Origin of the sequence: Gaoshiqia hydrogeniformans (assembly GCF_049347105.1) — a bacterium.
Classification (GTDB): Bacteria; Bacteroidota; Bacteroidia; order Bacteroidales; family Prolixibacteraceae; genus Gaoshiqia; species Gaoshiqia hydrogeniformans.
Genome location: NZ_CP186334.1, coordinates 1468306 through 1488477 on the forward strand (window position 1 = coordinate 1468306; position 20172 = coordinate 1488477).

Consider the following 20172-nt stretch of genomic DNA (forward strand, 5'->3'; position numbering starts at 1 on the left):
AGTAAGCCATTCAAAACCGCCAGTTAGCGGTAACTGCCGTACCCAACGACTGGAGCCTGACCCGGGCATAGCCGATATCGTTCAGCGGGATTTTCAGGTAAGGTTGAAAACTGATGCTTAGTTTCGAATTTAACCGCCGCTCGTAGTTCGCCTGCAAATTGATTATGCTCAGCCAATGCTGGTTTTCGTTGACCAAACGGAGGTCCTCCAGTTCCGCTCCGTTCCGGTAGGCGTAATTAAACCGGTAATCTTCCCTCAACATCACATACGAAGATATTCCCGTACCCAGGCTGACCGTGGTTTTCGCCCGGTTAATCACGGTATAATTGAGATTGAGGGGAATGTCCAGCACACGGCAATCGGCGTCAACCGACCGGGGCTCATGCCCCGATGGACCATCACCCGGATTATAGGAGCTGCTAAAGGCGGTTTCGTATAGCTTTTTGGCGTAAAGCGCGCCGGTACTGACACTCCATCGTTCTGTCAGGCCCAAGGTCAGCAAAAGGCCAAAATCGCTGCCCACCTGTCCGTCGTTCAGGTTGTCGACCCCATTATAGGCCGGGGCAACCAGAAGGCTCAGGGCCAGCAAACGATGCTTTTGCCCGGTCTTTTCGTGCTGAACCGGAACTTGCGGCACCGGAACTTCCCGGGGCTCATCGGGTTTTTCACCCGGCATCGCTGGTTGCCGTTCGGTTGCTTTGTCCGAAATAGTTGGCTGTTTATCTGGCTCCACAGGATCTGGCTGGGAACGAAGTTGACTTTCGGGAACGGTGGTTTTCAAGGGCAAATCGTCGCCTGTTTTCGTGCCGCTTGCCTGCCGGTCAGTCTCCTGGCTTGCTTGTTCCGCCTGGTTCCAGGCAGGGTCTTGTCCGGCAACAGCTTGCGGGGCAGGCTGGTTTGCCCCGACAGATACAGCATGATCTGCACGGCTACCGTTTTCCGGTTCATCCTGATCGTTGGATGAAAGCAACTGTTTATGCTGTTCTTCCGGAGTTTCCCGTTCATTGGGTACAATTTCGGTATGTTGGGCAGGCGGAACTTGTTTTTCAGGCCAGGCCCACCACACGGAATATGCCAGCAACAGAATTGCCGCAACACCGCTAAGTGGTTTTAGCCAATACACGGCCTGTTTCTTTTTAGCATACCGGTTCAGCCGTTGTTCCAGCCTCTCCCAATCGCTTTCACGAAAAGCAACCGGATTTTCCTCCCGGCTTAGCCCTGCCCTGAACAATTCGTCAATATGTTTACCCTCGTTATCCATGCTTACCCCATTTTGCGCAAAATTTTCTCCCTAAAACGCCGTCCTTGCCGGATTTGGCTCTGTTTTTCGATATCAGCAACATAATCAAAGAATACGGACGGCTCAACATCTGTTGCAATTTCTGACGGGCCTTATGCAGGTTCGACCTCGATGTCCCGGCGCTGATGCCAACCATTTGGGCGATTTCGTCGTGCGAATAACCGTCAACAGCATAGAGGTTAAATACGATGCGGTAAGCCGGCGGAAGACGCTGAACGATAGCAAGCAAATCGTCGTATTCAAGTTTATGCTCAATGGTGGCCTGATGTAAAACATCGTCTGTTTTTTCCAAACGGCCCATTTGCGACCATTTTAAGTTTGCCCGGTAATAATCGATGGAGGCATGATAGATAATTTTACCCAGCCATGCCTTAAACGGCCATTGATCGTCGTATTTTTCGATGTTTGTGAAAACTTTGAAAAAACCTTCATTCAATATTTCGGAGGCTTCGTCCCTGTTTTCGGCAAAACGCAAACAAATTTTCATAGCAAACCCATATAGCCTCTGATAGAGCAATTTCTGACTTTGCCGGTCATGTTTTCTACAACCATCGATCAGTTTCTGTAAGTCTTTTTCTGCCATTTAAGGAACGACGATCTGTTGTTATCTGGTTTTACTACGTTACGCTCAGGTCCTTTAAATTTTAAAACAATAGTAGCTTCAATTAGTTCTGCATTCAGTCCCGTATCCAAACAAAAGGCTGCTTCTCCTCAGAAAGATATTATCCGGGTCGTGTTTTTCAGGGGTTTTCCGGGCTTTTAGACTTATCGGACATTGCGAAGGTCCGGGTGATGCTAAATCCCCACCGAAAACCGCCCTTCCCCCACGAACTGCTGGTAGCCGGAATAAACTGGTTCTCCAAAATGGCGGTAGAGTTCATAAAACTGAGGTTAAACACGTGCCCTCCGGTTTCAATCTCAAGGCCGGCGCCCAGGGGATTATACAAGCGGAAGTCTTTTTCTTCCCGGAAATAGTCTTTACTCTCCTGACTGCGGAAACTTAAAAAATAGTCAATAACCACGGCCATCCAGGGACTTATTTTCATGCGCCCTCCCAGCCCCAGGGCAAACAGGTCGTTCATATCCATATAACTTACGTAATTCCGCCGGATGTAGCTTGGCGACAAAGCCAGCGACAGGTTGTTGCTGAATTTCCGGGCAATGATTACCTGCGCCACGTAGCTCATCCGGTCGCCAAACTTTTGAAAACCGGCATCCGATGTGGTCTGTTCCCGCTTTTCTGTTGCCGAAACTACGCTGTTCCCGAAAAGGGTGACCGAAAAAGGCATCCGGTCGTTACCCGTTTGTTGCAGCAAGCGGTATTTTGTATGGATGTAAAAGAGTTGGTTCTGGTCGGTACTCGTTCCGTTAGGGGCCCCTTTTGCCCTCCCAAGCCCGGCGCTCAGCCTGTCGGATATGCCGTAATCGAAGCCAACCAGGATGTCGGTGGAATTATCGAGGCCAAAAAAGCTTCTGGCCCCCCCGAAATCTCCGGCGATATCGCCAAAACGATGCATGACCGTGAACAGCAAGTCGTTTTTATGGATTGTTTCGTTGGATTGTCCGTTAATGATCCGCGGCGATTTAAAGGTAGCAACCACCGCCAGGGACCTTTCCTCTGCCTCATCACCGTGAAACAACCGGTCCGGGTCGTCCTGCGCGGCCGCCGGTATCGCACAGATACCGATCAATATCAATAAAAGAAAAGTGAATCTCATCTGTTTGTTACTTTTGAATAAAGCCATTTTCAGCTACTTCGAAGCAGGCAAATAATTGGCCGAAACCGTTACTTCCACCACTTCGGCAATGTTTTTGATGACCAACCGGGGTATTTTTATTTGATGGTCGGCCAGCCTGACCGGGAAAGCAGCGTTTGCCACGACCTCTCCCCCCTTTATCGTCAACTGCCCTTTCACCGTATAGCTCCTGGTTACATTATGAATGGTAAGGTCGCCCTGCACCGTAACAGGGAAAGCGCCATCCGCTGAGAGATCAATATCTTCCTTTAAAAAGCCTTTAAATTCGGCATAAGGATATTTACTGCTTTCCATATAATTCTCGTTAAAATGCTCCTGCATTAACTTTTTCTCAAATTCAAATGAGCGGATTGCCACCCTGAAATAGACCGATTTTGAGATAAAGTCGAGCCCCGATACGCCTTCGTTGCTTACCGCGGTAATATCTTCTATCGGGGCGCTGGAGAAAAAACGGAAGGTGACATCGCGTGAAGTCACGATTTGCGACGAAGCAATCCCGATCGTCGCTGCAAACAAGACAAGGCTTACCCAGGCTTTCATCAGTTGCTTTTTCAAGGTTCAGTTTAAAGGGGCACAGTTTTTAATCCAAACATCCAGCGAATCCCGGACAGCTTTTGGAAGGGGTGCATTTCCCTGTGGCATGTCTGCACCATCCTGGATCACCCTGGCAAAAAACGTATTTCCCCCGGTGTAGGCCTTTACGCCACTGTAATTGGTGAAATCGCCCGGACCGGCGGAATTGCCCGTATGATGGCACGAAATGCAATATTTGTCAAGAATCCCTTTTACGTAGTTGTTGTAGGTGACATCCATATCAGGAAACTGAGGCGTACAATCACCCGGCCCGGGGTCGTCGGGCATTTCGGTGGCCTCGTTATTACATCCGAATATCAAGGCTCCCCCTGCAATCAGGAGTAAAATCATTCTTTTTTTCATCTGTTTATTGTTTAGAGGAATTCCCCCCGACCCCGGCTGCTTTTAAGCCCGGAGCCGACAGTAATTCCGTGGTTAATATCCTCCTCCTCCGGGATTGGGCGATGGATTCGGGCTGCTGCTCTTGGTTAAGCGTGCTATCACCTCTCCCCCGGGATAATCCTGGGTATGAATCTGCGCATAAATTTTGCCCGCTACCAAATCACTGGCCTGTTGGGCATTCAAGGTCACTTTGCCCGCAACTGTTCCGCCCGTTTCTGTCGGGAATCCTTCAATTCCGGCCATCACAGGCCCATCATTGTGGAAGTGCATATTAACCGCATTTGAGCCTAAACCCGTCCAGGTGAACGAATAAGACAGTTCAAGGGTGTTGGGGTCAAAAGTTGCTGTAGCAGTACCCGTGGCGCTTGTCACCACGTCATCCGACGACTTGACAAAGGCGCCTGAGTAATTAACCTTCGCGGGTACTTTCTCATCATCGTCATCATCTTTACACGACGAGAACCCAACAAAGGCCAGAAGAACCACAAAAACCGCCATTTGCAGTTTGCTGTTCAAAAAATGGATTTTTGTTTTCATAACCTTTAAATTTAACACGTTAATAAAAGCGTAACAGATCTTTTTCTCCGTTTTGTTTTTCCGGCAGATGGTCATTTCAATAAGAAATACGGAATGAAAATCAGGAATGCTGCCTGTAAAAAATATTTTTCACATCGGTCGTGCAGAAATCCCTAAAATACAAGGTTTATCATGCTGTCAAGGGGAATGAACTGCGCGGCAAAGACCAGGGGATAAGGATCAGGGGACCGCTATCGCTCCATTTTCGCAAACTATTCCGTTGTTGTTACCCACCGATCAACCGGATTAAATGATAAACGAGACGCGGACGTTTCGTAAGAAAACATGCCCCGCAAATAGCAGGAAGTACCTCCTTTATGAATTAGAAGAGAAAACAGCGGAGCCATTCAGCCGATCCTGAAAGCTTATTTCCCCGGGAAAAGATTTTAATCCGGAAAGCGTTTCAGGTGTAATTCGAAAAATAGGGAATTCAGAAAAATAAAATGGGGAATTGTCCTTATCTCCGGGGATTAAACTGCAAATAACTTTGTTCCGGTAATTCATTAATCATTAAAATTTGAAATTCATGAAAAAAATCAGTGTGTTTTTAATGGTTGCAGTTGTTCTTTCTGCACTTGTAAGTTCAACAACAGGATGGGCGCTTCATCCGGGCTCGGGTAAAAAGCTTTACATCGATGTGCATCATTTAGGGAAAGGGAATGTTACCGCTGAAGCGGTGGCCGAAGCTCATGAAAAGGACTTGACAACCCAGGGAAGGTATGGCGTAAACTTCATCAAATACTGGGTAGACGAAAAATCGGGGACGGTGTACTGCTTATCAGAAGCACCTAATGAAGAAATGGTAACCAGAACCCACGAAGAAGCTCACGGGCTTATTCCCCATGAAGTGCACCCGGTTACCTCTGGCAAAGAAGTCCCGGCTTCCGGTGATTTGAAATACTTTTTGGACATCCATTATCTCGGTGCAGGGAACGTTACTGCCGAAGCCGTGGCCGAAGCGCATGAAAAAGACCTGGAAGTTCAGGAAAAGTACGGCGTTAACTTCATCAATTACTGGGTAGACGAAGAAGCCGGTATTGTTTACTGTCTCTCGCAAGCGCAAAACCCGGGAAGCGTAATCCACACCCATACTGAAGCACACGGTTTGATTCCGAACCAAATAGATGAAGTAATAACAGGACAATAAATACAAAATTGAGAAACAAATGTTTATACGCGAATTTCACACACTTAAATTGAAAAAATACACATGAAAAAATTTATCATTGAACGAGATTTACCCGGAGCAGGTAAACTTTCAGAAAAAGAACTACAGGAAATTTCCAAAACCTCGTGCAACACCGTTGACGGGCTGGGTAAAGCCTATCATTGGCTCGAAACTTTTGTAACCGAAAACAAAATGTATTGTGTCCATATTGCCGAAAATGAAGAGGTCATACGAGAACACTCGTCGAGAGCCGGATTTCCGGTAAAAAGTGTAAACGAGGTCAAAACCATGATTGACCCAACGACAAGCATTCGTTGAGCTTCCGGGTTTTATCCGGGAAAGGGTTTAGAAAAATTTCTAAACCTTTTTTTGTGCCCGGTTTTCAGGCGCCGCCGCACTGACGACCCTGTTGGATGATACGACCTGAAACAAGGAAAATCTTAAGTTATTGAATGCACCGCTGTGTGAATCAAATTTCAGCCCGTTTTAAACATTCAAACTCAGCGTATGTTATTATAGCATATTGACATACAAGAGACTCGTAATCGCTAAAAGGTTCAAATCTTTCATATCTTAAACTAATATCACGACTCAATGAGTTTATTGGAACGGGAAGAATATTTAACCACTTTAGGTGAGCTCTATTCCGGTAGTACAGGCAGGAATGGGCATACGGTTTTTGTTACAGGGGAAGCGGGAATTGGAAAAACCTCGCTGATCAATGAGTTTGTACAACGAATTGAGAAAGAGGCTCTTGTTTTAACCGGAACCTGTGATTCATTGATCACGCCACGCCCTTTAGGACCTTTATTTGATATTACCTGGCAATTAAGCAAGAACTTTCAGGAACTAGTACGATCTGAAAAAGAAACCGCCTTGCTGTTCTCTTCGTTTATGGCTGAGTTAAAGGCGTTAAATGAGCCGTTGGTGCTAATTTTTGAAGATGTCCACTGGGCTGATGGCGGTACCCTGGATTTAATTAAATTTTTGTCGCGAAGGATTCATCATATCAGGTGCTTGTTCATTTTAACCTATCGGGAAGAAGCGGTTTTTCCGGATCATCCGATACGTTCGGTTTTCAGTGAAATTCCTTCGGGTTTGTTTACCAAGATCAAGATAGAACAGTTATCCTTTGAGGCAGTTAGTAAACTTTCAAAAGCTACCTCGTTTGACCCGGTGGAGGTTTATAATCTTACGGGGGGCAACCCGTTTTATGTGAATGAAATTCTTGCCTGGTATAGCCCCGGAATACCAGATAATATTAAAGATTCCGTGCTTACCGTTTTTCATAAACAGGTAAATGACGTGAAAGCACTTTGGGAACTAATTTCGGTTCTGCCGGGAAAAATTGATCTAAATTTATTGAGCTTGATTGAGCCGAATTATCTTTCGGTTCTTGACAATTGTATCCATTCAGGTGTTTTACGAACAGAAGGGAAATTCCTGTTATTTAAACACGAACTTTACAGAAGAACAATCGAGGAGGCATTACCTGGTTATCGGCGTATTCAACTAAACAAAAAAATACTGGACATTTTGCTTGCCCATAAACCTGAGGAATCGGATATGGCAATTCTGATCCATGTGGCGCAAAATGCACAAAACACCGAAGTCATCTCCAGATATGCACCTTTAGCTGCAAAAAAAGCATCTGCATTGGGCGCTCACCTCGAGGCTGCCAAGCTATTTATGATGGCAATTGAACATTCATCTTTAACCGGACTGGAGCTGGCACAGTTATATGAACAACACGCATACGAGTGTTACCTGACCAATCAGATTCAAAAGGCAATTGACTCACAACAACTTGCATTAACAATTTGGCAGAAGTTGGGAGACAAAATCCGGATCGGTGTTTCATATCGAATATTATCAAGGTTGAATTGGTTTCAGGGGAAAAAGGATAACGCCGAGCGGTTTGCCATTCAAGCAATCGAAGAATTGGAAAATGGTTTTCCGTTGGAGGAAAGAGGTCGGGCTTACAGTAACTATGCTCAATTAAAAATGTTATCCGGTGAAACGGAGTTGGCTGTTGAATACGGAGAAAAAGCGCTTGACCTTGCAAAAAAGATTGATAATGAAGAAATTCTATGTCACGCGTTAAATAATATTGGGTCAGCGCTTCTTCAAAAAGATAAAACAAATTCAAGGTATCTTTACACAAGTCTGGATATTGCGTTGAGAAATGGCTATCACGAGCATGTGGCCAGGGCTTATACAAATATTGCATCTTACTCCATCGAACATAAAAAATATCAGGAAGGATTAGATGCCCTGAACAGTGGGATTGATTATTGCAACGGGAATGATCTTGATTCCTGGACATATTACATGCTCACATGGAAAGCCCGTCTTCTTTTTGAACTTTGTAAATGGGATGAAGCTGCGAAAATTGCGGGGAGTATTGTAGAATTTCCTACCCATCCGAATGTTGTAAGGATTGGCGCCTTAATCGTTTTGGGCCGTTTGTCTGTCCGTGTTGCGGACTATCAAAGCGCGATTATCTACCTCGAAGAATCGAAAGAGCTGGCATTAAGCACAAAAGAACTGCAACGAATCGCTCCGGTTACAGTCGCACTTTTAGAATATGGCTGGATTACAAAGAATAAATTCGTGTTCAAAGATATTTTAAAAGTAGCATTGAATAATTTAAAGAAGGTGTTTATTGAGTCATACTACAGTGAACTGGTTTTTTGGATGCACCGGAATGGACTTAAGTATGACAAATCGAAAAAAATATTGGACCCCTACCATTCGTACATCGTAGGAAGATTTGACAAAGCAGCAGAACGTTGGAAAAGCATGGGGTGTAATTACGAATATGCATTATCACTTTTTGAAGGTACAAGGGAGATGCAAAAAGAGTCCTTAATCATCCTCGACAAATTAGGTGCTGTTGGTACCTTAAACATCCTTAAAGATGAATTGCGGGCAAAAGGAATCAAAAGTATTCCCCGTGGACCAAGGTCAAGTACAAAAAAGAATACAGCACATTTAACCAGACGGCAGGTAGACGTACTAAACTTACTAAAAGAAGGCCTTCAGAATACCGAAATTGCTGATAAATTATTTATCTCGCCCAAAACCGTCGATCACCATGTTAGTGCAATTTTATTTAAACTCGAAGTGAACAGTCGGAATAAGGCTGTTATCGAGGCAGAAAAACTAGGGATAATCTAATTCTACCCACCGCCTGTTACAAAAGACCACCGGTGAACGCCCTCGTTACCGCTGATGTTTCACATCAGCTAAAACTTATTCTAAAACGGTTCAATGCCAATATCCGAGAATTGAAATAACGCAGTTCACCAAATCGCACGATCGTTTTTTGATTATCGACCGTCAATCAATTTAGCATAATGATACACTATTGAAGGGTTTGGAAAAAATGGCTTGCATTTTCAAAGATAGGTCCTGATGACCGGGAGATAATTGAAAAACCTGAAAGAAAGAAACAACCGGGATAAAAAATACGATACCTGGAACCAGTAGTATCGTCTATCGCTGGCCTGTTCGTAATTTGTACCTTCCCTTGCCGGGATAGAATTCCATCCTGCCGAATGGCACACCGGGTACAAACCAGCGCGAGTAGGGGAAAAAGATCACTGATAATTTTTTTAATAATCAATAATAATTTGTTCAGAATTATTGTAACTTTCTGGCACCAAATAACTAACTGACAATGAAAATGACACCTGAACGCCCTCCAAAATAACCAGCACAAAGATTTACGGGATGTTAAGTGACAACAGCAATCTAAAGGATGTGGTGGCTGTAATTATAAGCTAAATATGAGATAATAAAGTTAAACATATCCCCCGGAATTGAAATGTGTGATATTTTGGTGGATATATAAACCAGGTAGTAACACATTATGAAAACGACCTTGATAATACTGATAGTTGTTTTGACTTCTAATCTAGCAGAAGCACAATTCATAAAGAATAAATCAATTAATGCTCAAATTGGATATGGGATGAGTTCACCATATCATAGTGTTGCTGAGATTGCCAATGATGGATTTTTTCTACAAGGTGAATATGTTCTAGCCGTCGCTTCCTGGGTTGAACTTAGACCATACGCAGGTTTAATTTTGACAAGCTCTAATGGAAAAGATATTAATGACAATCCAACTGATGAAAAAGCCGAATCTAAAGCCTTTCTGATTGGCGGAAAAGCGAGAGTTAGAGCACCAATTCCCTGGGTTGCACCATACGTTGAAATTGGGATTGGTGGATCAATAGGAAAATTTGAAACGTTTACGGCTTATACTAATATCAATAAAAGCGGATTTATTTACCATATTCCGTTCTCTTTTGGGTTGGAATTGGGACGGAATAACGATGTTGATTTAAGTTTTTGCTATTACTTTCAGCCGACTGTTGATCAGTTTGCCGGGGCATTTGCTCTCGGGATTTCAATACCCTTGAAAACAAATAAAAATAACGTATTACATAAATAGGCGCTCTTAATGCACGTAGTGCCAAGCATGAGCCGCCGGCGGATTGTTTGTTATTTGGGTTGATGCAAAAAGATCTTCCGTTTTTTGTTTATCGTTATGCTTATACGACAAAAAAACACAGCTATTATATTCTAATGAACTTCGCAATTATAGATTTCAGGAACAACGGAATAAAGAATTTACTTCAGGAATCTGGATAATTCAATTCATTGTTGACGCCAATCAAATTGACACTGAAACAATTAAAGATGAAGCCATTCAAATACCCAAACATAAAAAATCCAGTCACCGGCTCCGGAGATTAAAGACCATACAATAACGGGAGAGGAGTTATACCTATCACCAAACGATAAAAAAATTCGATTACTGTATTTCGGATTGCTTAATTGTTGTCCTTGTGCCAAATCGACACCACACTTAATGAAAGTTGATCAGACCTTCCATGCAAATGATAAATTTGAGATGTGTGCATTTTATCCTTATGATCCACCCGCTATTGTGAAGAAATATGTGAGGGATAATAAGTTGGCCTATCCTGTTTGCGCGGGTAATAAACAGATTGTAAAAGATTATGGATTGCATGCATTCCCTGATTTTTTATTGATCGACAAAGATGGAAAACGATATAAATGGTACCGTTATTCTGATAAAATATCTGATGTTTTGATAACTGACATTAAAAAATTAATCGCCCAATAATTAAGATAAGTATAACCATTACGATAAATAACCACGTTTGCTGACAATTTTGCAATCTGGCAGGCGGGGCCATCTCGGTTTGACAAATCAAACCATTGGTGCAACCTCCTACCGGTCAGACAGGATCTCTGTTGGAAACCCTACCCGACTCCCCGCTCGCGCCGATCTGTTATTGGTGAAATTCGATCGAATTGAGGGTTCCTCATGCAAAATAAGACACAAATTGCAAATTTACGCGGGGGAAGCTGGACAGAATACCAACTTCTTATTTTGTGATATCAACTTTTACGACAGACCAAATACCTTGGTGGCTGGTATCATATTCGATATACTTTTGGACCAGCCATAAATCGTTACCGTTTTTAGACGGATACATCGCTTTCGGCCTACCCGACCAGGTGTTGTACACCGAAAAATTCTCGGGCCGTACAAATTTTAGCTCCAAAATTTTTTCCCTTGTCAGGGTGTTGTCTTTGAAAATACAAATGGTCGTATTTAATCCCGACCAGCCAAAGCCGGTAGCCGCAAATATGCGACCGGTCGATGATTGCTGGGCCAGACAGTCGGATTGCTGACTGTTGGGAAACTCGAACTGACCGATAACAGTTGGTTCATGTGGAAAGTAAGCCTGATTCGTGTCATACGCAGGCATATTGTATATTTTATTCCAGGCGGTCAGCAGTCTTTGCCCGTCATCCGAAAACCAAATCCCATCGTGATCCATGAAATATTCGTTTACCTTATCTGTCTGACCTTTTTCTGAAATGTCAATCAAAAACAGTCCGTCGGGGCTGTACCCTGGCCGGTAAGCCACCAAAATGTCTTTCTTTGGCACTTTCAAAAGCGTTTTTAACCCACTTTTGCCGTCTGTCGCCCGGGTGATTTCGCCAGTAGTCAGGTCCATGCTGTGCAGGTAGTTCCAGTAAGATTGTGCCGCCAGAAAGTACAGCCAATCAGAATCTCCAAATTCCAGACTGAGAGGAATAGCGCCAGCCTGATACGTTTTCACAGGGGTGTGATCCACGGCGTTATAGATTGTAATTTCCGAATTTGAATAACCTATAGCTATTTTCGATTCGTCTTCAGACAAAGCAAAACCCTGTGGAACACGATCCAAGCCAACAACTTCGGGTTCGTTGACACCGGCCCTGAAGAAAAGCATCTGGTTCGGGTTTTTGGTAAGCGCAATAACCTCGTCCCTGCTTTTACTGTAACGGGAATCAACGAGCTGGCCCTGGTGGTAATCGCTGTAATACGCGTTGGCCAATACGTGCAAGGTTACCTGGATCTCAAAAACCGGGTTATAAGTGGAATTGCTTTCAATTTTGATGGTACCCTTGTATTCTCCCGGGTCCAGGCCGCTGACGTTGGCGCTGAAATTGATCGACTGTTCGGCATATTGATTAAGCAAACCGCTACCCTGATCCCATTGAACCCAGCTTGGCGCTTCGGCTATCCTCCAGGCCAGAATTCCATAGCTTTGGTTTGAAAGTTCAACATGATAATTCAAACTACTGCTGAATGTAATGGATTGAGTAGACAGGTGGATCGTAGGATGACCCAAATTGGCAAGCGCCACAGTATAACCAATCAGTTTTCCGTCAATGTCAAAAACCAGCGGAAACGCGTAAAATCCCAACCCTGTAGCGATGTCGTAGTCATTTACTGAGAAATGGATAGTTGCAGCTCTATAAGCTTCTTTTGTTCCCCTTTTGGGACTCACCCCGAGCCACAACGGAGATTGAACAAGCTGCCAATTGCACGCTCCATCCTTATCGAAATTCATATCAATAGAAAACGGAGGAGTCGTATTTGTCACAAAAATTGTATCATTTAACTCCTGATATTCAGGCATTTTCGCGTGAATAAAATCATCATTACACGAGAGGATGAAGCTGCTGGTTATAATGAGGACTGCTATCCCCAGGTATATCCGGAGTTTGTTTTTTTTCTTTTGTGTCATTCTTTTTGTTATTAGAACTTGTTTCTCGATGATTTTGAATGGAGGGTTAGAAATAAAATTTTATTCCGGCCCCACCGTCAATTCTGCTCAAACCTTCCTTTTGATCTTTGGGAAGGTCAACTTCATCGGAAGAACTTTCATAGTCGACCTTCACTTTCGAGATGGTCGCGTAAAACAAGTTCAGGTGGATTCCCAAAGCGATGTTCCGGCTCAGGAAATATTCAAGGCCATACCCTACTTTTCCGCCCAGGGTTTTCCCGGTAACAAGGGCGGGGGTATAAAGAGTGACATTTTCCTGGCGGAAAAAAACCGGACCAACCGAAATCTGACTGCTAAAAGCTAATTTGCTTGTTTTCAGCCACTGGTATAAATAAAAGGACAATCCGAGGTAATTCGTGAATACCTCGTCCTTCACCTCCCCGTAATACAGAGTTACGCCGTCGCCGGGATCAAATGTGCCATAAAGATTTCCACTTGAGGTATGAAACTGGTAATCAACCCCAACGCCGTAACGGGCCGAAAATAAATAATGTAATTGGGCCGAAAATTGAGGACCCCATTTTATTTGATCGAAGTAAGAATTAACCTCTGACGGATCCTGCCCCTGACGGATCAATGCCTGTTTCGAATCTTTGGTGCTTGCGATCCGGTATCCAACGCCTCCGTCAACAGACAATTTCCACTTTGTTTGACCGGGCTGGTTCATATCCGCCTGATCGTCCTGTGCCCATGTCGCCTCTGCATTCAGAACAATGCACAACAATACAGACAGGATAAACCGGGTTGTTGATTTCATTTGCAGTTTTTTATGAAAACAAAACTACAAATTTATTTTAACTCAGGCGTGTAATTATTCCACAGATCTCAGCTTCGTACTTTCGTTTTTCATTTCACAATCCCCTATCCAGTAAAACAAGTTTGGACGGGCTTTTTCAACTTCAACAAACCTCCGAAAAATAAAAGATGAAAAGGTATTTTTTAATAGGAATTGATTCAGAATAGACGTAACTTTCTTTCCATTAACCATTTAACTAAATATTTCAAAAAATGAGAAATGAGAAAGTAATTGCAGTGGTTGGCGCTACCGGTGCGCAGGGTGGTGGCCTTGTCAGGGCCATTTTGAACGATCCGGACAGTGGATTCGGAGCGAGGGCGATTACCAGGGATGTAAACTCAGACAAAGCCAAAGCGCTTTCAGACCTGGGAGCCGAAGTCGTTGAAGCGGACGTTGATAACAAAGAAAGCCTTCTGAATGCCTTTAACGGCGCATATGGTGTGTTCTGCGTGACCTTTTTTTGGGAGCATTTTTCGCCTGAAAAAGAAATAGCACAAGCACATAACATGGCCGAAGCAGCAAAGGAAAGTGGCATTGAACACGTCATTTGGTCAACCCTCGAAGATACCCGCAACTGGGTGCCCCTAAATGATGACCGGATGCCGACCTTGCACGGAAAATACAAAGTCCCTCATCTTGACGGAAAAGGAGAATCAAATGCTTTTTTTAAAAACAGCGGAGTACCCTACACCTTATTGAACACCTCGTTTTATTGGGAAAATTTTCTCTATTTTGGCATGGGCCCCCAAAAGGGAACAGACGGCAAACTGTTGCTGTCCTTACCCATGGGCAATAAAAAGCTACCGGGTATTGCCGCCGAGGATATTGGCAAATGTGCTTTCGGCATTTTTAAAGGCGGCAACAAGTATCAGGGACAAATGGTTGGTATTGCCGGCGAACATCTAACCGGGCATCAAATGGCCGCTGCTTTTACCAAAGTCTTGGGAACTGAAGTCGGATACAATGCCGTACCTCCCCCGGTTTACCGGTCACTCGGGTTTCCCGGCGCAGACGACCTGGGCAATATGTTCCAGTTTAAAGCTGATTTTGAAGACTACTTTTGCGGTGCGAGGAGTGTGGATTTTTCACGGGAGTTAAACCCCGAACTGCTTTCATTCGACGAATGGCTCGAAAAAAACAACGAAACAATAACGGCCACGCTTTCGGGAACAGCCTAAATGACGGACGATAAAGACGCCTGCAGTTTTTTCACCAAAGAATATCTGCAGGCACTTCTTTTTCAATCTGATTTAAGTAAGCTGTACCCGGTTCAACAAATTTGCACGTTTCGTACGGACAATCCTCTCACCCCTTCAGTTCCTCCTTCTTTAGCTCAAACGAAGGCGATCAAAAATGAGAAAAAAACTAAACCTTCATCCTCCTTTGCAACGAAAAGACGTCGGCTATCAGGCGTTCGATGAGGCTGTATCAAGAATTCTTCATCTTTGGGAATCCGGTCACCCCGTCCGGCAGTTGCCGGACAGAATGACACGATGTAAAAGACTCTTGATATACAGTCTCGGGTGGGTATGGAAGGGCAATCCGGCGCTTCAAAAACCTTTAGGTCGTTAAAGGCGATTTCCCTGACGGCTTGATGCGGAAGTACCGGCAGCCAACTGATAATTTGTACACTAAAAAAACAAGACGATGACAAGAAGTAAACTAATGGAGATGAACAATGTCGGTATCGTTGTAGAATCTCTCGACAATGCCATTTCTTTTTTCGCAGAGATCGGACTGAAACTTGAAAGACGAGCGATGATTGAAGGGGAATGGGCAGGACGGGTAACAGGACTTGGAAATCAGTCGGTCGAAGTTGCGATGATGGTTACTCCGGACGGAAACAGCCGACTTGAACTTTCGCGATTTCTCAACCCACATACAATAGCAGATCACAAGACTGCTCCGGTAAACTCTCTTGGCTATCTCCGTATCATGTTTCGGGTTGACAACCTTGACGAATTGCTATCCAGACTTGCAAAGCATGGTGCTGAAGTTGTTGGAGAAGTGGTTAATTATGAGAATATTTATCGACTCTGCTACATTCGCGGAACAGAAGGACTTCTCATCGGATTGGCCGAACAACTTGGTAATCAAACAGCCTCAGACATTCTAGAAAACTCATGACAAAAAATTTTGAAAAATCGGAATTTAAAATAAACGTTACAGAACATGGCAAATTCACAAATACTACTTTATCATACCGAAGACGGGCAGACAAAAATTGATGTTCGTTTGCAAGATGAAACGGTTTGGCTTTCGCAGGCACAAATGGGTGAACTGTTCCAGAAAGAACGTCCGGTAATAACCAAGCATATTAAAAATATTTTTGAGGAAGGTGAACTGGAAGAAGAATTGGTGTGTGCAAATTTTGCACATACCAATCAACATGAAGTTTGCAGCCGCCTTATCCCATTAAAAAAGTTCCGGCCCTGTTGTGCCGGAACTTTACAAATTTACGGGAATTGAAGCCTTTTACCGCTTCAATGTTTTTGTATTCTTTCAAATTGGTTTAGAATGTAAAACCGGTCCAGGCAAATACCGTTGTATTGGCGCCGGTGTTTGTAGTGCTGGTGGTAACATTACCGGTTCCTTTTACCTCAACAGTAAAATTACCGTTGGATAACGAGTTGGTAATATTGATCGAGGAAGCCGGGTTTCCAGCACTGGCGGTGTCGGTAAAATCAATCACGTCAGTTACTTTTCCGGTTCCGGTAATTAAGCAGTTGGTGATGGTAGCTTTAGCGCCGCGGCGAATTTTTAATCCGTCCTGCATTTCAAATCCTGAATTGTTTACAATCGTGATATTTTGCATGGTAAAATCAGACTGACCGACGTGGTCGGCGCCAAGACCGTCGAAGTTTCCGTCGGCTTCCACGCCGCGCGGGTCAGATTCGGTACTGGCATAGCCGGACAACCAAATACCATAGGCGTTGTCCAAAGTACCCGTCCATCCCTGGGTCAGGTCAAACATATCGTCGTCTGAATTAACCACCAACAGGTTTTTCACGTTTACGGTTCCGCCGAAAAATTCAATCCCATCGTCCCCGCTATAGGGGATGTAGATGTTTTCGATAACCGTGCCATTTCCAACTGCATTCAAGGTCAGACCATTATGCTCGATATTGGCCGTTGAGCGGGCGCCGGTATAGGCAATAATCACATATTTCAGCACCCCGGAATTGTCGGCGGCATTGGTGCCCCCATATTTGATGGCATTATCAATCTCGGTTACGCCTTCGGTCCCTGCAGTAGCCCCCGAGATTGGCGCATTCCCGTTAATGATCAACCCGCCCCAGTCGGTTGAAGCGGGCACCGATGCGGCAGAGGTCAGAAGAATCGGCTTTTCAGCAGTTCCTTCGGCCATAATTTTGGCGCCGCGTTCAATTAAAATGTACTGGTCAAAACCTTTTTTGGCTTTAATCACCGTACCGGCAGGAATGGTTAACGTAGCGCCTGACTTAACATGAACAGAACCTTCCAGTGAATATTCAACAGAAGCATCAAGTGTTTTATTAGCAGTGATGTCACCCTTGAGGACATGATCAACTACTTCAATCGGATCGTCGTCTTTATCATTACAAGCGGTAAAAAACAAGGTTGCCAAAGCAACGGCATAAAATAATTTTTTCATTTTTTTTTTGAATTAAAATGTTACGTGTTATGAATAATTAAATTTTTCATGTGCATTTTAAAGTTTATAGGAAATTCCAAAGCTGATGAAAATGCCTTTTTTGTAAGAACTCAGAACCACCGGATCGGCATCTGTCCCGTTTGCCTGGCGGGTAAGACGAAAATCCGGGTCCAGCAGGTTTTTGCCTTTCAATTTAAGCTCCCAGTGTTTGTTTAATTTTGCTGACGAAACAAAATCGAGCGTTGTGACCCCATCCTCATAGATATCCTGATAGCCATTGGCCCCGATTGTATAGATCCGGTCGCTGTAGTAATTCAACACAAGCGAATTGAGCAAGGAGAAATCATTTTTTCTGATTTGATAAGTCAAATCGGCATTGACAATCACCGGGGCCGCCCCTTCCAGTTCCGACGTTTTGTTGGTGAAGCTTAGGTCACTCCGCAAGGTGACATCCGTCAGAATATAAGAACCATTGAAACCGGCCGACAATTTTGTCTCGTTGCCCTCATTCCCCTTGCTGTTTTTAAAAATATTTTTCCTGATTTCCAGTTCGGCCCCGTTAATCGTCGCGTTGTCGGCAATGTTCCCATAAGTGAGAAAACCCCCGGCGCTGGCTATTTCAACCCTCGAAATCGGGTCTTGTATAAACTTGAAAAAGCCGGTCAGGGAAAGCAGTTCATCGGACGAAAGGTAATAGTCATACTTCAAATCCAGGTTATAATTGGCTGATGCTTTCAGGTTGACATTGCCCTGAGATTTAAAACTGACATCGATATACCGGAAAGGAGAAATTTCTTTATCCTGCGGTAAAGTGTAAGTGCGGCTCGCCCCCAAACGGAATGAACTCTTCTCGGTCGGGTCATATTTCAAGTTTAGGCTTGGAAGGAAGTACAACTCATCAATGGACGTTTTCCCGACACTTCCGCCGCGATTGACATTATAATCCACGGTCAGGTTCACCTTGTCCGCGGCCATTCCGGCAACCCCCGTCAGTTTTTCATTGAACCGGTAAACGAGTTCGCCAAATGCACTGTTAATCAGTTTCTCTACCTGATATTCGTCCCGGTTTCGGTCTAACAGAAATTTACCGTCAGCATAGTCGGAGGTGCTTGTCCCCAGGTTTTCCTGGTTGAAATAATCATCAAGAGTCACCTTATCGAGAGTAAAACGCCGGGGAGTGGTAAAACTGTGGTCGTATTCAATGGCTTCAAAATTCCGTTTCACATAACTGCCCGAATAACCGGCCGTGAGCGAATGTCCGCCTGAAAGGTCATGCATGAGGGCGAACCTGGCATGCAGCCCATTTTCCGAAAGCCCGGAAAAATAACGCTGGTGCCTGCCGGTGCTCCCGGTTGGCCTCAGTTGACCATCACCCAGATCCGACAGGTAATTCACCCGCCGGTCCGGCTCGTTGCCCTGCACAAAGTTATAAGAAAGCCCAGCGTCCAGTTTCCAGTTGTCAGCCAGTTCCCATTCCGACGACAACTGATTTACAATAACCCAGTTGTCGTTGATTTGCTGCCTTCTCAGCAAACCGGTTTCGTCAGGTGAATCCTGAAAGGCGTCGTTTTGCTTTCCGTAATATTCCCCAATATATTGTTTGTTGGCATGCACATACAAACCATTAAAAGAAAGGCTGTTATTTTTAAAATGATAATCGGCATTAACCAATCCTAAGTGGGATGAACCCTGGTTATACTTATTGTATTCCAAATCCTGGACGATGACCCCGGTGGTCCCGGTGTTGCGGACCAGCCCTTTCTGGTAGTTGAAATCGGTGGAATATGACCCGGTAATAACAAAGCCGAAAGGATTTTTATTTGGCCCCACCGAAAACCGTTTGCCGCCCGAAACGGCAAAACCCCGGTTTAAGGACGAACTTTGTCCGGATGGGTCAAGCGAATTATGAAAACGATATTGTGACAAGTCGGTCGGCCCCGGCTTTTTGTCTGCAAAGCCAAACGAATTTACCCCATCTGCTTTCAGGAATTTTTTGCCGATGGTTTGTTCATTCAGTTCCACCGAAAGCTCAACCGTGAATTCTGATTCGCCTGTTAGTTCTTTCGACGAGATGTTAATCCCGGCTCCGCCCACATCACCGGAAGCCTCGGCTCCAAAAACTTTACTGACCCCCACCGAACGGATCATTTCCGAAGAAAACAGGTCCAGCGAAATGTTCTTGTATTCGGGGTCTTCCGAAGGAACCGGAAAGCCATTCAAGGTGGTGATGTTGTACCGGTCGCCCAATCCCCTGACAAATACGTTCTTCACACCTTCCTGTTTCGATATTCCTGAGATTTTGGTAACCGCCCCTTCCGCATCGCTAACGCCTTTGCGCGAAATCTCCTGCGCCCCAATACCCTGGGTGGCCAGAATTGAATTCTTTTGTTCAAGGAGCAGGATACTCTCTGATTCGCGGTTTACCCTGGCGACCACCTTCACATCTCCCAATTCTACGGTCGACTCTCCGAGTTCAATGTTTAACTCAACCGTATTTCCATCGGTTACGCTTACATTTTCCAGATATTCTGTCTCGTAAGAAATAAATGAACAACGGATTTTGTAGGTCCCCCGACTGACATTGGTCAAAATAAACAGTCCGTCAAAATCGGTAATTGTTCCGGTTGTTGTTCCTTCGAGCAGGATTGTTGCCCCGACTAATGGTTCTTTTGTTTTTTTATCTTTAACCAGGCCTTTCAGCGTACCTTTTTGCGCCGTTGCTGCAAACGAAACGGCAACAAAAAAATAAAACAAGAGTAACTTCTTAATTCCCATAAATCTGTTTTTGTTTTCCGTCACCATT

General features: G+C 44.4%; 18 protein-coding genes. 8 read left to right on the plus strand and 10 right to left on the minus strand.

The window, feature by feature from the left end; all coding sequences use genetic code 11:
- Positions 1-10: 10 nt before the first annotated feature.
- The 6 genes from ACOIT5_RS05955 to ACOIT5_RS05980 form a co-directional block, all read right to left on the minus strand.
- Positions 11-1261, minus strand: coding sequence for a hypothetical protein (locus tag ACOIT5_RS05955; protein ID WP_423129555.1), 1251 nt, complete (start codon positions 1259-1261; stop codon positions 11-13).
- Complete coding sequence (locus ACOIT5_RS05960) at positions 1254-1883, minus strand: RNA polymerase sigma factor (RefSeq protein WP_423129556.1); 630 nt, start codon at positions 1881-1883, stop codon at positions 1254-1256. The genes ACOIT5_RS05955 and ACOIT5_RS05960 overlap by 8 nt, the downstream gene beginning before the upstream one ends.
- 157 nt (positions 1884-2040) lie before the next feature.
- Positions 2041-3018 carry a DUF5777 family beta-barrel protein gene (locus tag ACOIT5_RS05965; protein WP_423129557.1) on the minus strand — a complete coding sequence of 326 codons (978 nt, stop codon included), beginning with the start codon at positions 3016-3018 and terminating at the stop codon, positions 2041-2043.
- Between the two features lie 33 nt (positions 3019-3051).
- A complete protein-coding gene (locus ACOIT5_RS05970) occupies positions 3052-3597 on the minus strand; it encodes a YceI family protein (RefSeq protein ID WP_423129558.1) in 546 nt (181 codons plus the stop codon).
- An 18-nt stretch (positions 3598-3615) separates the two neighbouring features.
- Positions 3616-3993, minus strand: a complete 378-nt coding sequence (locus tag ACOIT5_RS05975; protein ID WP_423129559.1) for a hypothetical protein — start codon at positions 3991-3993, stop codon at positions 3616-3618.
- Between the two features lie 72 nt (positions 3994-4065).
- Positions 4066-4569 (minus strand): CHRD domain-containing protein, encoded by a 504-nt coding sequence (locus ACOIT5_RS05980; RefSeq protein WP_423129560.1) that lies wholly within the window; start codon positions 4567-4569, stop codon positions 4066-4068.
- Between the two features lie 565 nt (positions 4570-5134).
- On the opposite strand from ACOIT5_RS05980, the gene ACOIT5_RS05985 reads away from it, so the two are divergent.
- The 5 genes from ACOIT5_RS05985 (at position 5135) to ACOIT5_RS06005 (ending at position 10937) form a co-directional block, all read left to right on the plus strand.
- Positions 5135-5755 (plus strand): DUF4242 domain-containing protein, encoded by a 621-nt coding sequence (locus ACOIT5_RS05985; protein ID WP_423129561.1) that lies wholly within the window; start codon positions 5135-5137, stop codon positions 5753-5755.
- A 63-nt stretch (positions 5756-5818) separates the two neighbouring features.
- A complete protein-coding gene (locus ACOIT5_RS05990; protein ID WP_423129562.1) occupies positions 5819-6094 on the plus strand; it encodes a DUF4242 domain-containing protein in 276 nt (91 codons plus the stop codon).
- A 276-nt stretch (positions 6095-6370) separates the two neighbouring features.
- Complete coding sequence (locus ACOIT5_RS05995) at positions 6371-8956, plus strand: AAA family ATPase (RefSeq protein WP_423129563.1); 2586 nt, start codon at positions 6371-6373, stop codon at positions 8954-8956.
- 694 nt (positions 8957-9650) lie between these two features.
- Positions 9651-10238 carry a hypothetical protein gene (locus tag ACOIT5_RS06000; RefSeq protein ID WP_423129564.1) on the plus strand — a complete coding sequence of 196 codons (588 nt, stop codon included), beginning with the start codon at positions 9651-9653 and terminating at the stop codon, positions 10236-10238.
- 279 nt (positions 10239-10517) lie between these two features.
- The gene (locus ACOIT5_RS06005) at positions 10518-10937 is read left to right on the plus strand and encodes a TlpA family protein disulfide reductase (RefSeq protein WP_423130608.1); all 420 of its coding nucleotides are present in this window, start codon (positions 10518-10520) and stop codon (positions 10935-10937) included.
- A gap of 265 nt (positions 10938-11202) precedes the next feature.
- On the opposite strand, the gene ACOIT5_RS06010 is transcribed toward ACOIT5_RS06005, so the two are convergent.
- Positions 11203-12900, minus strand: coding sequence for a hypothetical protein (locus ACOIT5_RS06010; RefSeq protein ID WP_423129565.1), 1698 nt, complete (start codon positions 12898-12900; stop codon positions 11203-11205).
- A gap of 46 nt (positions 12901-12946) precedes the next feature.
- Entirely contained in the window at positions 12947-13696 is a 750-nt protein-coding gene (locus ACOIT5_RS06015) for a hypothetical protein (RefSeq protein WP_423129566.1), read from the minus strand.
- A gap of 251 nt (positions 13697-13947) precedes the next feature.
- On the opposite strand from ACOIT5_RS06015, the gene ACOIT5_RS06020 reads away from it, so the two are divergent.
- The 3 genes from ACOIT5_RS06020 (at position 13948) to ACOIT5_RS06030 (ending at position 16204) form a co-directional block, all read left to right on the plus strand.
- A complete protein-coding gene (locus ACOIT5_RS06020) occupies positions 13948-14913 on the plus strand; it encodes an NmrA/HSCARG family protein (protein WP_423129567.1) in 966 nt (321 codons plus the stop codon).
- A gap of 469 nt (positions 14914-15382) precedes the next feature.
- A complete protein-coding gene (locus ACOIT5_RS06025) occupies positions 15383-15862 on the plus strand; it encodes a VOC family protein (protein WP_423129568.1) in 480 nt (159 codons plus the stop codon).
- Between the two features lie 45 nt (positions 15863-15907).
- Positions 15908-16204, plus strand: a complete 297-nt coding sequence (locus tag ACOIT5_RS06030) for a hypothetical protein (protein WP_423129569.1) — start codon at positions 15908-15910, stop codon at positions 16202-16204.
- A gap of 43 nt (positions 16205-16247) precedes the next feature.
- Here the strand turns inward: ACOIT5_RS06030 and ACOIT5_RS06035 are convergent, their stop codons facing one another.
- The gene (locus ACOIT5_RS06035; RefSeq protein ID WP_423129570.1) at positions 16248-17369 is read right to left on the minus strand and encodes a hypothetical protein; all 1122 of its coding nucleotides are present in this window, start codon (positions 17367-17369) and stop codon (positions 16248-16250) included.
- Between the two features lie 57 nt (positions 17370-17426).
- A complete protein-coding gene (locus tag ACOIT5_RS06040; RefSeq protein WP_423129571.1) occupies positions 17427-20144 on the minus strand; it encodes a TonB-dependent receptor in 2718 nt (905 codons plus the stop codon).
- Positions 20145-20172 lie beyond the last annotated feature (28 nt).

Bases quoted from the DNA above. Each gene is read 5' to 3' on its own strand.
- ACOIT5_RS06020 (WP_423129567.1), top strand. From the start codon at position 13,948: ATGAGAAATGAGAAAGTAATTGCAGTGGTTGGCGCTACCGGTGCGCAG.
- ACOIT5_RS05995 (WP_423129563.1), top strand. From the start codon at position 6,371: ATGAGTTTATTGGAACGGGAAGAATATTTAACCACTTTAGGTGAGCTC.
- ACOIT5_RS05955 (WP_423129555.1), bottom strand. From the start codon at position 1,261: ATGGATAACGAGGGTAAACATATTGACGAATTGTTCAGGGCAGGGCTA.
- ACOIT5_RS05980 (WP_423129560.1), bottom strand. From the start codon at position 4,569: ATGAAAACAAAAATCCATTTTTTGAACAGCAAACTGCAAATGGCGGTT.
- ACOIT5_RS05965 (WP_423129557.1), bottom strand. From the start codon at position 3,018: ATGAGATTCACTTTTCTTTTATTGATATTGATCGGTATCTGTGCGATA.
- ACOIT5_RS06025 (WP_423129568.1), top strand. From the start codon at position 15,383: ATGACAAGAAGTAAACTAATGGAGATGAACAATGTCGGTATCGTTGTA.
- ACOIT5_RS05985 (WP_423129561.1), top strand. From the start codon at position 5,135: ATGAAAAAAATCAGTGTGTTTTTAATGGTTGCAGTTGTTCTTTCTGCA.
- ACOIT5_RS06030 (WP_423129569.1), top strand. From the start codon at position 15,908: ATGGCAAATTCACAAATACTACTTTATCATACCGAAGACGGGCAGACA.
- ACOIT5_RS06000 (WP_423129564.1), top strand. From the start codon at position 9,651: ATGAAAACGACCTTGATAATACTGATAGTTGTTTTGACTTCTAATCTA.
- ACOIT5_RS05990 (WP_423129562.1), top strand. From the start codon at position 5,819: ATGAAAAAATTTATCATTGAACGAGATTTACCCGGAGCAGGTAAACTT.
- ACOIT5_RS06010 (WP_423129565.1), bottom strand. From the start codon at position 12,900: ATGACACAAAAGAAAAAAAACAAACTCCGGATATACCTGGGGATAGCA.
- ACOIT5_RS05970 (WP_423129558.1), bottom strand. From the start codon at position 3,597: ATGAAAGCCTGGGTAAGCCTTGTCTTGTTTGCAGCGACGATCGGGATT.
- ACOIT5_RS06040 (WP_423129571.1), bottom strand. From the start codon at position 20,144: ATGGGAATTAAGAAGTTACTCTTGTTTTATTTTTTTGTTGCCGTTTCG.
- ACOIT5_RS05975 (WP_423129559.1), bottom strand. From the start codon at position 3,993: ATGAAAAAAAGAATGATTTTACTCCTGATTGCAGGGGGAGCCTTGATA.
- ACOIT5_RS06015 (WP_423129566.1), bottom strand. From the start codon at position 13,696: ATGAAATCAACAACCCGGTTTATCCTGTCTGTATTGTTGTGCATTGTT.
- ACOIT5_RS06035 (WP_423129570.1), bottom strand. From the start codon at position 17,369: ATGAAAAAATTATTTTATGCCGTTGCTTTGGCAACCTTGTTTTTTACC.
- ACOIT5_RS05960 (WP_423129556.1), bottom strand. From the start codon at position 1,883: ATGGCAGAAAAAGACTTACAGAAACTGATCGATGGTTGTAGAAAACAT.